Consider the following 13,801-nt stretch of genomic DNA (forward strand, 5'->3'; position numbering starts at 1 on the left):
ACGAGGAGCACTGTGCCCGGCGGCGGGGTGCCGCGTCGAGAGCCGTCGCCCTTGGACATTCGGATCGGTCTTCTTGGACTTTCGCGCTCAGGCTTGTCCGGTATCTCCGCAGAGTCGCCGATCATCCGATCACTTGCTCAACTTTCGCACCTGCCCGCCCCATTGACAGGATCTGGTGGCGCCTCAATCATCAAACATCCGATGAATTGGAGCCGCTATGAGCACGTATCCAAGACGTCAGGTTCTGGGCGCCGCGGCTGGAGTGGCCGTCGCCGCCACTCTTCCCCTCGCGGCCACGGCCGAAGCGCGACCGGCGGTCGAGCAGCACGGCCCGTGGGTTCCCGTCCCCGACCCGATCCCCGTGCCGCTCGACGCGTACACCGACAACGACGGCATCGACACGGCGGCCGCCCCCGGCGGCAGCTTCGACGGCTCGGGGTACACGTTCCCCGGCGAGGAGCTCCCGGCGGGCCCCGTCGAGGTGGACGGCATCGCGTTCGTCTTCCCCTCCGCCGCCGCGGGTGCCCGGAACAACGTGGTGGCCCTCGGCCAGCGCATCGACCTTCCGAGCGGGCGCTATCTCTCGGCCCACTTCCTCACCGCGGGCAGCTACGGCGACGCCGCGGGCCGTGCCACCGTGCACTACGCCGACGGCTCGACGACCACCGCCGGGCTCGGCGGCGCGGACTGGTACGCGACCGGCGGGTCGCTGTCGGCCCCGTATCGCTACCGGCCGGACGGCACGAAGGACGAGCACGGCGTGGGGATCGGCACGGCCGAGGTCTGGATCGACCCGCAGCGCGACGCGGTCGCCCTCACCCTGCCGACCACCAACCCCGCCGAGGCCGGCAAGGCTTCCCTCCACGTGTTCGCCCTCTCCCTCCAACCGGCCGCGCAGGGAAGGGCGTTGGCCCTGCGGGACGCGCACTCCACCTTCTCCCTGCTGGAGTCGAGCGGCGCGCAGAGCGTGGAGGCCACGGTCGTCAACGCGGGCACGGTCGCCGTCCTCGCCGGTGACCGCGTGTCGGTCGGCGTCGACGTGCCGGGCGCCCGCACCGTCGAGCCCGCGCACGTCATCCGCCTCGACCCCGGCGAGCAGGCGCGCGTCCGGGTCGGCATCCGCAACCGCGTGGGCACGGCACCGGGCACCGCGCGGCCCGGAAAGGTGACCGTCACCGGACGCGGTCAGCACGTCACCTCCGCCGGGCGCGAGCTGACCCTCGGCGTGCCCGACTACCAGCCCACCGAGAGCTCTCTCGCCGGGCACCAGGCCCCGTACTGGTTCCACCGCGCCAAGTTCGGCATCTTCATCCACTGGGGTGTCTACTCGGTGCCCGCCTGGTCTCCGGTCGGCAAACAGTACGCCGAGTGGTACTGGAACCACCTGCAGAGCCCGGACAACGCGGTGTACGCCTACCACCGGGACACATACGGCGAGAGCTTCGCCTACGACGACTTCATCCCGATGTTCACGGCGGAGAGGTTCGACCCCCGGGCCTGGGTGGAACTCTTCCGTGACGCGGGAGCCCAGTACCACGTGCTCACCTCCAAGCACCACGAGGGCTTCGCCCTGTGGGACACCAAGGTCTCCGACCGCAACGCCGTGAAGATGGGCCCGAAGCGCGATCTGATCCGCGAACTCTTCGACGCCTCAAAGAAGTTCACGCCCGAGCTGCACCGCGGCCTGTACTTCTCCATGCCCGAGTGGTTCAACCCCGACAACCCGTGGATGGGCCACGCCCCGCGCAACCCGTACACCCTGGAGCCGCTCCCGTACACCGGATACACGGCGGGCAAGGACTATGTGAAGGACTATCAGGCCCCGCAGATGCTGGAACTGATCCACGGCTACGACCCGTCCCTCATCTGGTGCGACATCGGCGGCGCGAACGACAGCCTCCATGTCCTCGCCGAGTACTTCAACCACGGCAAGAACAGAGCCAAGCCGTACGAGGTGACCGTCAACAACCGCTCGGGCATCGGCTTCCACGACTTCACCACCCCCGAGTACACGACGTACGAGAACACCGTCGTCGCGAAGTGGGAGTCGAGCCGGGGACTCGACCCCTTCAGCTACGGCTACAACAAGGCGACGCCCGACGCCGCCTACATGACCGCCGAGGAGGTCGTCCACAGCCTGGTCGACATCGTGTCGAAGAACGGCAACTTCCTGCTGGACATCGGTCCCCGCGCGGACGGCACCATCCCGGAGATCATGCAGACCCGGCTGCGCGAGACCGGCCGCTGGCTCAGGACCAACGGCGAGGCGATCTACGACACCACGTACTGGTCGCGGATGGCGCAGCTCGGCGAGGACCTGCGGTTCACGGTCCGGCAGAACGAGGCGTTCTACATCCACTCGCTGACCGAGCCCGGCGCCACGCTGACCGTCGAGGCGCCGGTGCCGATCCGTGGCGGGGACAAGGTGACGATGCTCGGTCACGACCGGCCGCTGACCTGGAAGGTGAGCGGCGGGTCGCTGGTCGTCGACGTGCCGGAAGCGGCCCGCAGGGCGGGGCAGTACGTGTGGGTGTTCAAGGTGGAATGGCATGACTGACCGACGCGCCGCACGGCCCGCTCGGAGCAGGTGGACCCGGAGGGTCGTCGGCTGCGTGGTGGCGCTGCTGCTGATGCTCGCCACGCCGGTCCCGGCGCTGGCGCGCACAGCGGAGGCACGGACGGCCGCGGTGCCTCCCGTCACGGTCCCCGCCCTCACCAACTGGACACCGGCGCAAGGTAGTTACTCCTTCGGTTCCGGCTCGCGCATCGTCGCACGCGACCCTGCGGCACGCCGGGTCGCGGACACGCTCGCCGACGATCTGCGCGCGGCGGGCCACGGCACCGTTCCCGTCGTACGGCAAGGCGCGCACGCGGGTGACATCGTGATCGGCGTCGACCCCTCCTCGTCGCGGTTCGGCGCGGAGGGCTACGAACTGCGCGCGGGCAAGAGCCTGCTGGTGACCGCCGCCGCCGAGACCGGTGCCTTCTACGGCACCCGCACCCTCCTCCAGCTCCTCGCCCAGAGCGACCGCGTGCCCGCCGGGAGCACGGTCGACGTGCCCCAGTACAAGGAACGCGGTGTCGGCGTCTGCGCCTGCTACGTCCACATCTCCACGGCCTGGCTGGAGAACCTGGTGCGCGACATGGCGTACCACAAGCTCAACCAGCTGCTGCTCGAACTGAAGGTGAAGAGCGACGCCCATCCCGAGGCCAACGCCTGGGGCTACTACACGAAGGACGAGATACGCCGGCTCGTGGCCCTCGGCGAGAAGTACCACGTCGAGATCATCCCGGAGATCAACTCGCCCGGGCACATGGACCCCTGGATCCAGAACCGCCCGGACCTCCAGCTCACCGACACCGACGGCGTGAAGCAGCCCGCCCGGCTCGACATCACACAGGACGGGGCCTTCACGTACTACACGAGCCTGATCGACGAGTACGCGCAGGTGTTCACGTCCGGGTCCTGGCACATGGGCGCCGACGAGTACATGCTCGGCTCCGACTTCGCCAAGTACCCGCAGATCCTCGCCTACGCACGGGCCAGGTACGGCGCGAGCGCCACTCCGCAGGACGCGTTCATCGACTTCGTCAACCGCGTCCAGGCCTACGCGGCGGCCAAGGGCAAGAAGCTGCGCATCTGGAACGACGGTCTCACCGGCGCCAACACCGTGCCCGTCACGGCCGGTACGACGGTCGAGCACTGGCTGAACGTGGCGACGAAACCGAGCCGGCTCATCGCCCAGGGCTATCCGTTGATGAACGCCGCCTACTCCCTCTACCTCGTCCGCGGCGGCTTCCACACCGACACGAAGGCGCTGTACGACCAGAGCTGGGACCCGCGCAGTTTCGAGGGCGAGAAGCTCGCCTCGCGCGAGGGAGTCACCGGGGCGAAGATCAGCCTCTGGCCGGACAACGGGCGCGGGGAGACCGAGAACGAGGTCGCTACGGCCATGGACCCGGCCCTGCGGCACATCGCCCAGGTCACCTGGGGCTCGGCGCACCCCGACCCGACGTACGCCGAGTTCACCGCGCGCGGTGCGGTCGTGGGGCACGCGCCCGGGTGGCGGGACCTGACCCGCGTGCCGGTGGCCGAGGGGACGTACACCTTCCGCGGTGGGGCCGCGACCGCAGATCTCCAGGTCCTGCGGACCGCGGACGGCTATGTGACCCTGCGGTCCACGACGAGCGGCGGCTGTCTGGAGGTGAGCGGCGGAAAGCTCACGCTGAACGTGCCCCTGGACCCCGGTGTCGAGGTGACCGAGTCGCCCTGCGCCGCCGCGGACACCTTGCAGCGCTGGGAGCTGGATCCGGTGCCCGGCGGCGGATACCGGCTCGTCAACGCGATCACACGGATGGCGGTGCACGTGACGGACGCGGGGCGGCTCCTCCAGTACCCGCCGGACCAAGAGCCGCCGTCCGTCTGGCAGTTGACCATCCACTGATGTGAGGAGACCCCACCCCCATGGCCATCTCCAGACGCCTCTTCGTCCTGGCATCCACCGCCCTCGTCGCGTCCACCGGCACATCCGTCGCTCTCGCGGCCCCCGGCGAAGCTGCCTCCCGTATCCCCGTCAGCCCCTCCGACACCGAGGACGACCTGGTCCGCAAGGCCTCCCAAGTCCGGCCCACCGCACGGCAGATCGCCTGGCAGAACCTCGGACGCACCGCCTTCCTGCACTTCGGCGTGAACACCTTCACCGGCCTGGAGTGGGGCACCGGCGACGAGGACCCGGACGTCTTCCAGCCCGTCGGCCTCGACACCGACCAGTGGGCCCGCGCCCTGCGCGACGGCGGCTTCGAGCTCGCCATCCTCACCGTCAAGCACCACGACGGGTTCGTCCTCCACCCGTCGCGCTACACCGACCACTCGGTGGCGTCGAGCAGTTGGCGCGACGGGCGGGGCGACGTGCTGCGCTCCTTCGCCGACTCGATGCGCCGCCACGGGATCAAGGTCGGCGTCTACATCTCACCGGCCGACGAGAACCAGTACCTGCACGGCGTGTACGCCAACGGCAGCGCGCGCATGGAGCGCACCATCCCGACGCTCGTCGACGGCGACGACCGTACGAACCCCAGGACGTTCACGCTGGATGCCACCGACTACGGCGCCCATATGCTCAACCAGCTCTACGAAGTGCTCACCGAGTACGGACCCGTCGACGAGGTGTGGTTCGACGGAGCACAGGGCCGCATTCCGCCCGACAAGGTCGAGAAGTACGACTGGGACAGCTGGTACGCGCTGGTCCGGGCGCTCGCCCCAGACGCCTCGATCGCCGTGTCCGGGCCCGATGTGCGCTGGGTCGGCAACGAGGGCGGGCTCGCCCGCGAGGACGAGTGGAGCGTCGTACCGGTCACGGAGAAGGACAACGGCCGCACGGACTACGCGCTGGCCTACGACGCACCCGACGAGGGCAGCAGGGCCGCGCTGGTGGCGGCCCGGCCGGTGGCCGACTACCTGCAGTGGTGGCCGGCCGAGTGCGATGTCTCCATCCGTGACGGCTGGTTCTACCACCCCGGCCAACAGCCCAAGAGCGTGGACGAGTTGACCGACATCTACTTCCGCTCGGTCGGCCGCAACTCGGTGCTGCTGCTCAACATCCCACCCGACACGCAGGGCTTGCTGCCGGCCGCCGACGTGGTGCGGCTGCGCGAGTTCCGCGAACGCGTGGACCGGGAGCTGCCGGAGAACCTGGGGCGCGGGGCCGTGGTCCGCTCCTCCCCGGGGGTCTTCACCCTCGACCTCGGTACGGAACACGAGGTGGACCGGATCCGGCTCGCCGAGGACATCCGGCACGGCCAGCAGGTGGAGAGCTTCGTGGTCGAGGCGTACGGAGCGGGCGCCTGGAGCCGGGTCGCCGGGGCGGGCACGATCGGAGCGAGCCGGATCCTGCTGCTCCCGGCGCCCGTTCGGGCCCGGCACTGGCGCCTTCGGGTGACGCGGTCACGGCAGACCGCGCGGATCGCGGAGTTCGCGCTGTATCGCTCACGGATCTGACGCGTACGGGAGGTGGATGCCCGCACGGCGTCCACCTCCCCCGTCTCCGGCTCCGCGTCCGTCCTTCACCCTCTCAAGCCCCGCAGGGCCCCGTACTCTCCCGTTCGATCAGCCGCGGCACCGGTACCTGCACCGTCCGGGCCGGACCGCCGTCCAGTAGCGCGGTGAGTTCCTGGGCGGCCGTGCGGCCGAACTGGACGGTGTCGCGGGAGAGGGCGGACAGCCAGGGTTTGACCATGCGGCACAGGGGCGAGTCCTCCCAGGCGACGACCGAGACGTCGCGCGCCACCAGGAAGCCGAGTTCCGTGGCGGCGGCGACGCCGGCGACGGCCATCACGTCGTTGTCGTAGACCAGCGCGGTCGGCGGGGTGCCGCTCTCCAGGACGCGGCGGGTGACGGCGGCGCCCTCCGCGTCCGAGTAGTCCGTGGGGACCGAGCGCACCTCCGTCAGACCCCGCCGCTCGGCCTCCGCGCGCAGGGTGCGGATCCGGCGCTCGGTGTGGGCGAGCCCCGGCAGGCCCGCGATGTGCACGATCCGGCGGTGGCCGAGCGCGTACAGCTCGTCCACCACCGCGGCCATCGCACCCGCGTCGTCCGCCCAGACGGTGGAGATCCCCGGGTGCCCCGCGTCCGGTACACCGCCGATCACCACGGCGGGCAGACCCAGCTCCTCGAGGAGGTCCGGACGCGGATCGTCGGTCCGCGGGTCGACGACCATGACTCCGTCCACGCGGTGCTCGGCCCACCAGCGCCGATAGACCCCGCACTCGTCGGCCACGTCCTCCACCACCTGGAACAGCAGGCCGAGATGACGCTCGGCCAGCACCTCCTGGATGCCGGAGATCAGCTGCAGGAAGAACGAGTCCACGCCCAGGGCGTCGGCGGGACGGGCCACCACGAGACCGACCGTCGCCGCGCCCTCGCCGGACAGCTGGCGCGCCGCCGTACTCGGCCGCCAGCCCAGCTGTTCGGCCACGCGACGGACCCGGTCGCGGGTGATCTCGGAGACCCCGGGCCGGTCGTTGAGCGCGAAGGAGACCGCGCTCTCGGAGACCCCGGCGCGCTGTGCGATGTCCTTCATCGTCGGTCGGCGCGCGGGTGACCGCTTGGCTGGCAACCCTGTTCCCCGTTCTGCTGAGCTGGTGTACTAATGCGCTTGAGCTGAGGCAATCTAAAGCGCATTAGTGATCGATTGCAAGAGGCTGCAGGAACGTCTGTGACCAGCCATGTTGTGGCACTAATGAATTTAGCTGGGCCAAATCCATTGACTTGCCCGGCGAGTTGGCTGCAAGGTCTGCCCCGGCACCGTTACCCCTGCTGCAAGAGGAGCCCCATCCGTGCGCATCTCCCGCAGAGCTCTCGCCGCCGCTGCCACCGTCGCCGTTCTCCTGCCGCTGAGCGCCTGCGGCTCCGGCAGTGACGGTAGTGGCCGGGCGGACGCCTCCGGCAAGGTCGAGGGCGACATCACCTTCCAGACCTGGAACCTGAGGGCCAACTTCAAGTCGTACTTCGAGGGCGTGATCGCCGACTTCGAGAAGAAGTACCCCGGCACCCATGTGAAGTGGGTCGACCAGCCCGCCGAGGGCTACGCCGACAAGATCAGCGCGGACGCGGCCGGCGGCACCCTGCCCGACGTCGTCAACGTCTCGCCGGACCTCGTCGCCCCGCTCGCCAAGGCGGGCCTCGCCCTCGACCTCGAGAAGTCCGCCGCGCAGTACAAGAAGGAGTACCTGGACGGCGCCTGGGCCGGCCACCAGATACCGGGCATGACCGGCACGTACGCCTTCCCCTGGTACCTCAACACCGGCCCGCTCTTCTACAACAAGTCCCTGTTCAAGGCGGCCGGCCTCGACGCCTCCAAGCCGCCGACGACGTACGACGAACTCTTCGCCGACGCCCTGCAGCTGGCGAAGAAGAGCGACGGCAAGGTCGCCACGCTCGCCAACGTGCCCACCATCGAGGACTTCGGCCGCTACGGCGTCGAGCTGATGAACAAGGAAGGCACCGCCTTCGCCTTCAACGACGCCAAGGGAGTCGAACTCCTCACCAACTACAAGGAGTTGTACGACGCGAAGGCGCTCGACCCGCAGGCGCTGACCGCGACCCCGGAGTCCTCGGGCAAGAAGTTCCTCACCGGGGCCGTCGCCATGAACCCGGGCAGCGCCCTGGACCTCGGCAACTTCAAGAAGCAGGCCCCGAACCTCTACAAGAACATCGGCATCACGGACCAGATCACCAGCACCGGCAAGGTGAACATGTACGTGATGGGCGTCATGGTCAACTCGCGCACCAAGCACACTCCCGCCTCGGTCGCCTTCGCGCACTTCGTCACCGACGCGCAGAACCAGATGTCCTTCGCGAAGAAGGTCGCGATCTTCCCGAGCACCGCGGGCTCGCTCGACGACCCGTACTTCACCAAGGAGGACGGCACCGACGAGACCCGCGTGCGGACAGCCGCCGCCAAGTCCCTGAAGAACGCGGTCAACTACACGCCGGTCCTCTTCAGTGAGCAGATGAAGACCGCGCTGCGCAACGAGGTCGCCAAGGCCCTGCAGGGCAAGGAGAGCCCCAAGGCGGCTCTTGACAACGCTGTCAAGGCCTGTGACACGCTGCTCAAGCAGCAGGGCTGAGCGCAGCCATGGCGAGTTCCTCCAGCACCGCCCGGGTGCGGCGCCAACTGCCGACCAGCCCCTGGCTGTTCGCCGCTCCCGGCCTCCTGGTCGTGAGCGTGTTCATCCTCTATCCGTTCGTCTCGACCGTCGTCAACGCCTTCACCGACCGCCGCACCCTGATCCCGGGCACGTTCGTGGGCCTCGCCAACTTCCGTGAACTGCTGCACGACGACATGTTCTGGATCGGGCTGCGCAACAGCACGCTGTACGTCCTCGGGGTCGTCCCCGCGCTCGTCCTGCTGCCGTTGCTGCTCGCGCTGCTGGTCCAGAAGAACATCCCCGGCATCACCTTCTTCCGGTCGGCCTTCTACACCCCGGTGGTCGCGTCCATCGTCGTGGTCGGTCTGATCTGGGTGTGGCTTCTGGACGAACGCGGCCTGGTGAACTCGCTGCTGGAGTCGATCGGCGTCGGCAGGGTCGGCTTCCTCAGCGACCAGTGGCTGCTCCTGCTGAGCGCCATGGCCGTCACGGTCTGGAAGGGCCTCGGCTACTACATGATCATCTATCTCGCAGCGCTCGCCAATGTGCCGCGCGAGCTGCACGAGGCCGCTTCGGTCGACGGCGCGGGCGCGGTCCGCCGCTTCTTCACGGTCACCGTGCCCGCCGTCCGCTCCACCATGGTGCTGGTCGCCGCGCTCTCCTCGGTCGCCGCCTTCAAGGTGTTCTCCGAGGTGTACCTGATGGCGGGCCCCGACGGCGGCCCGGCGGGCGAGGACACCACCCTCGTCATGCTCGTCCAGCGCACCGGCACCGGACTGACCGGCCGGGTCGGCTACGCCTCCGCCATCTCGGTCGTCGTCTTCGTCGTCACCGTCGCGCTGATGCTGCTCGTGCTGCGCGCCGACCGGAAGGAGGACGTGTGAGCACGCCGGAAGGAGGACGCGTGAGCGTGCGGGACGGCGGACGTGTGAGCGTGCTGGAGAAGGAGCGCGACGTCGAGCGGCGTCCGCCGGCCGAGCGAGGGTCCCGTCGCCGTCGTGTCACCGACGAGCACGGCCGCCGCGTCCGCGGCTGGGAACTCGCCCTGCGCTACCTGCTGTTGCTCGCCGTCCTCGCCCTGACCGTCGGCCCGTTCCTGTGGCAGCTGTCCACCTCGCTCAAGGGCCCGACCGAGGACATCTTCAGCTCACCGCCGAAGTTCCTGCCGGGCGATCCCACGCTGCACAACTACAAGCGGGTGGCCGACACCATCCCCGTCTGGGACTACGCCTTCAACTCCCTGAAGGTCGCGGGTGCCAACGTCGTCACCAACTGCGTGGGTTCGGCGCTCGCGGGCTACGCCCTGGCCCGCCTGCGCTACCGGGGCAGGCGCGTGGCGACCCTCGTGTTCATCCTCGCCATGCTGGTCCCCGTCGAGGGCATCATCATCGCCCAGTTCACCACCATGCGAGAGCTCGGCCTGAACAACACGCTCATCGGGGTCGTCCTGCCCGGCAGCATCGGCGCGATGAACGTCCTGCTGATGCGCAACGCCTTCCTCAATCTGCCGTACGAGATCGAGGAGGCGGCCTTCGTGGACGGCGCCAACACCTGGCAGCGATTCCTGCGGATCGCGCTGCCCTCGGTGAAGGGCACGCTCGCCGTCGTCGCGATCTTCGCCTTCATGGGCGCCTGGGACGACTTCCTGTGGCCGCTCATCGTGCTCAGCGATCCCTCGAAGTTCACCCTCACCATCGGCCTCAACTATCTGCACGGCACCTTCGCAGGCGACGAACGGCTCGTCGCCGCGGGCACGATCATCGCCATGGCACCGCTCATCGCCCTCTTCGCCTGCCTGCAGCGGTACTTCTTCCGCGGGGTGGGGGAGGGCGCCGTCAAGGGCTGACCTTCCGCTGTCCCGATTCGCTTCGCAAGGATCCCGCATGCCTTCTGCCGTGCGCTTCGGCGTCAACTACACGCCCAGCGAAGGGTGGTTCCACCACTGGCTCGACTTCGACCTCGACTCCGTACGCGCCGACCTCGACTCCATCGCCGCGCTGGGCCTCGACCACATCCGGGTCTTCCCGCTGTGGCCCTACTTCCAGCCCAACCGCGCGCTGATCCGCCCGCGCGCCGTCGAGCAGCTGCGCCGGCTCGTCGACGCGGCCGGAGAACGGGGGCTCGACGTCAACGTGGACGGCCTGCAGGGGCACCTGTCGAGCTTCGACTTCCTGCCCGCGTGGACGCGGACCTGGCACCGGCGCAACCTGTTCACCGACCCGGAGGTCCTCGACGGCCAGGCGGCCTATCTGCGCACGCTCGCCGCGGCCCTCGCCGACCACCCGCACTTCATCGGCATGACGCTCGGCAACGAGGTCAACCAGTTCTCGGCGGGCCCGCCCCATCCGGACCCCGACCGGGCGAGCAGCGCCCAGATCGACGACTGGCTGGAGCGGATGCTCGCCGCCTGCGAGGAGGGTGCCCCCGGCAGGCTGCATCTGCACGCCGAGTACGACGCCACCTGGTACCAGGACGACATGCCGTTCACCCCGGGCCAGGCGGCCCGCCGCGGCGCCGTCACGGCCGTACATTCCTGGGTCTTCAACGGCACCGCCCAACGGCACGGCCGCACCTCCGTGGCCACCGAACACCACGCCGCGTATCTGATCGAGCTGAGCAAGGCCTGGGCCGACGACCCGCACCGGCCCGTCTGGCTCCAGGAGGTCGGCGCACCCGCCCCGCTGATCCCGCCCGAGCACGCCGCTGCCTTCACCGAGGCCACCGTCGCGGCGGCGCTGGACTGTCCCGACCTGTGGGGCATCACCTGGTGGTGCTCCCACGACGTCTCCCGCGACCTCGCGGATTTCCCCGAACTCGAATACGGGCTCGGCCTGTTGACCAACGACCGGCGCCCCAAGGACAGCGCGCGGACGCTGGCCCGCGCCGCCCGCGAGCACCACCACACGCCCGCCCCCCGCACCACGGCGCTGATCGTCCCCGCCGACCCCGCCGTCCGCTCGCTCTGTGCCCCGGGCGGCCCCGTCTTCGAGGCGTTCTTCCGGCTCACCGCCGACGGCGCCCGCCCCACCACCGTCCTCGACGCGCGCGCGGACGACAAGGAACACCTCGCCGCGCGCGGCATCACCGAAGTCGTCAGTCCCGATCAGGTACTCCCCATCCCACAAGGAGAAACCCGCTCGTGAACCCCACCAGACGCACCGTCCTGCTCGCCGGCGCGGCCGCCGCGCTGCTGCCCGCCCTGCCCGGTCTGCCCGCGGTCGCGGCGACCGGGGCCGCCGCGACCGCGGCACCGCCGTACGCCTCCTACTGGTACCCCGACTCGCTGCCCTCGGGCACCCCCGGCACCGGCATCACCTGGCGCAGTCTCAAGGCATGGAGCGCCGCAACCGACGCCGACCTGGCGTTCAACGCCTCGACCGTGCCGCTCGCCGCGCGCTTCACACCGACGCCGGCCAACACCACAGCCCGCAGCGGCCAGGCCCGTATCCAGTCCCTCGTCTCCTTCGGCCCCACGTCGAACAACCCCTCACAGGGTGCCGCCACCGCCGACTACTACGCTCTCACCCACTGGGCCTACCTGGACGAACTCGTCTTCTGGGGCGGCTCGGCGGGCGAGGGTCTGATCCTCGCGCCGAACGCCCCGATCGTCGACGCGGCCCACCGGCACGGCGTGCCCGTCCTCGGCAACGTCTTCCTGCCGCCCGTCGCCTACGGCGGACAGCTCCAGTGGACCCGCGACCTGGTGCAGAAGGACTCCACCGGGCACTACCCCCTCGCCGCGCGGCTCGTCGCGGTGGCGGCGGCGTACGGCTTCGACGGCTGGTTCATCAACGCGGAGACCAGCGGCGGGAACACCGCGCTCGCCACCGACATGCTCGGCTTCATGAACGAACTGAAGACGCTCGGAGCGGCTCAGGGGCAGCGCGTCACCTGGTACGACGCGATGACCGTCAGCGGCTCGGTGAGCTGGCAGGGCGCCCTGAACAACCAGAACAAGACGTTCTTCCAGGCCGCCGACTCCATGTTCGTCGACTTCCGCTGGTCGCAGAGCAGCCTGGCCTCCTCCGCGACGACGGCCCGGCAACTCGGGCGCAGTCCCTACGAGTTGTGGGCGGGCGTCGACGTCGAGGCCAACGGCACCGGCGCGTCCGTCAATTGGGACGCCATCGTGCCGAGCGGCAAGGCCCACGTCACCTCCGTCGGCTTCTACCGGCCCGAGTGGACCCGCAACCACCTGCCCGCGAGCCGGACCCCCGGCGACTTCCACGCCGCAGACGACCTGTTCTGGACCGGCTCCTCCCTCGACCCCTCCAAGCCCGGCACGAACGCGAGCTGGCGTGCCCCGGCCGTTTCCGTCGCCGACCGCTCGACGGTCGCCTCGCTTCCGTTCGCGACCGTCTTCAACACCGGTCACGGGCTGAAGTGGCACGAGGACGGCGAGGTCACCTCGGACAAGGCCTGGAACCATCTCGGCCTCCAGGACCGGCTGCCCTCCCGCCGCTGGGTCGTGCGGACGAGCGGACAGCGCCCCGCCGTCACCTTCGACTTCGCGGACGCCTGGCGGGGCGGGAGCAGCCTGCTCGTCGACGGCGCCCTCGACGCACCCACCACGCTGGACCTGTACGCGACGAGGCTGCCGCTCACCGCGGACACGGTGGTCGAGCTCACCTACCGCACGGACGCGGGCGCCGCCGCCGTGGAGCTGGCCGTCGCCACCGCCGAGCCGAACGCGGCGGGCGGGGCGCCCCCATACACGTACGTCGCGCTCACGTCCTCGGGCGACGGCTGGCAGACCGCCACAGTGCCGCTGACCGGACTGACCGGGACCGTGCACGCGCTGGGCGTGCGGCTGACGGCGAGCAGTGGTCCGGTGCGCTGGCGTCTCGGCGGGCTCGCGGTCCGCGCTGCCGTGCTCACCCCCGCCGCACCCACCGACCTGCGCGTCACCGGCGCCGACGGAGGCAACCTGCGCTTCGCCTGGCAGGGCGCCCCCGGCGAAGTACGCCATTACGAGCTGTACCGGACGCTCCCCGACGGCACGCGCCGCTTCCTCGGCGGCACCTGCCAGAGCGCGTTCTACGTCGACGGTCTCACCGCCGAGCAGGGCGAGTCGTCCGGGGGGTTCGAAGTGCACGCGGTGGGGGAGCTGTTCACCGTCTCGGCCGCCGCCACGACCACCCACACCTGGTAG

General features: G+C 70.0%; 9 protein-coding genes. 8 read left to right on the forward strand and 1 reads right to left on the reverse strand.

The window, feature by feature from the left end; all coding sequences use genetic code 11:
• Positions 1 to 217 precede the first annotated feature (217 nt).
• The 3 genes from ACZ69M_RS46925 to ACZ69M_RS46935 all read left to right on the forward strand — a co-directional run bounded on the left by ACZ69M_RS46925 (position 218) and on the right by ACZ69M_RS46935 (position 5,998).
• Complete coding sequence (locus ACZ69M_RS46925) at positions 218 to 2,557, forward strand: alpha-L-fucosidase (protein WP_470059840.1); 2,340 nt, start codon at positions 218 to 220, stop codon at positions 2,555 to 2,557.
• 73 nt (positions 2,558 to 2,630) lie between these two features.
• Positions 2,631 to 4,445, forward strand: coding sequence for a family 20 glycosylhydrolase (locus tag ACZ69M_RS46930; RefSeq protein ID WP_470059884.1), 1,815 nt, complete (start codon positions 2,631 to 2,633; stop codon positions 4,443 to 4,445).
• A 20-nt stretch (positions 4,446 to 4,465) separates the two neighbouring features.
• Positions 4,466 to 5,998 carry an alpha-L-fucosidase gene (locus ACZ69M_RS46935; RefSeq protein WP_470059841.1) on the forward strand — a complete coding sequence of 511 codons (1,533 nt, stop codon included), beginning with the start codon at positions 4,466 to 4,468 and terminating at the stop codon, positions 5,996 to 5,998.
• Between the two features lie 73 nt (positions 5,999 to 6,071).
• Here the strand turns inward: ACZ69M_RS46935 and ACZ69M_RS46940 are convergent, their stop codons facing one another.
• Positions 6,072 to 7,115 (reverse strand): LacI family DNA-binding transcriptional regulator, encoded by a 1,044-nt coding sequence (locus ACZ69M_RS46940; RefSeq protein ID WP_470059842.1) that lies wholly within the window; start codon positions 7,113 to 7,115, stop codon positions 6,072 to 6,074.
• 220 nt (positions 7,116 to 7,335) lie between these two features.
• Here ACZ69M_RS46940 and ACZ69M_RS46945 point away from each other — a divergent pair, with 220 nt between their 5' ends.
• The 5 genes from ACZ69M_RS46945 to ACZ69M_RS46965 are packed head-to-tail and all read left to right on the forward strand — an operon-like array spanning position 7,336 to position 13,801.
• Positions 7,336 to 8,628 (forward strand): ABC transporter substrate-binding protein, encoded by a 1,293-nt coding sequence (locus ACZ69M_RS46945; RefSeq protein ID WP_470059843.1) that lies wholly within the window; start codon positions 7,336 to 7,338, stop codon positions 8,626 to 8,628.
• Positions 8,629 to 8,636: 8 nt separating this feature from the next.
• On the forward strand, positions 8,637 to 9,533 hold the full coding sequence (locus tag ACZ69M_RS46950) for a carbohydrate ABC transporter permease (RefSeq protein ID WP_470059844.1): 897 nt from the start codon (positions 8,637 to 8,639) through the stop codon (positions 9,531 to 9,533).
• Positions 9,534 to 9,577: 44 nt separating this feature from the next.
• Complete coding sequence (locus tag ACZ69M_RS46955) at positions 9,578 to 10,495, forward strand: carbohydrate ABC transporter permease (protein WP_470059885.1); 918 nt, start codon at positions 9,578 to 9,580, stop codon at positions 10,493 to 10,495.
• A gap of 37 nt (positions 10,496 to 10,532) precedes the next feature.
• Entirely contained in the window at positions 10,533 to 11,792 is a 1,260-nt protein-coding gene (locus ACZ69M_RS46960; protein WP_470059845.1) for a glycoside hydrolase 5 family protein, read from the forward strand.
• A complete protein-coding gene (locus ACZ69M_RS46965) occupies positions 11,789 to 13,801 on the forward strand; it encodes an endo-beta-N-acetylglucosaminidase (RefSeq protein WP_470059846.1) in 2,013 nt (670 codons plus the stop codon). Before ACZ69M_RS46960 ends, ACZ69M_RS46965 begins: the two co-directional genes overlap by 4 nt.

The sequence above is a fragment of the Streptomyces sp. NPDC107454 genome, assembly GCF_055582885.1.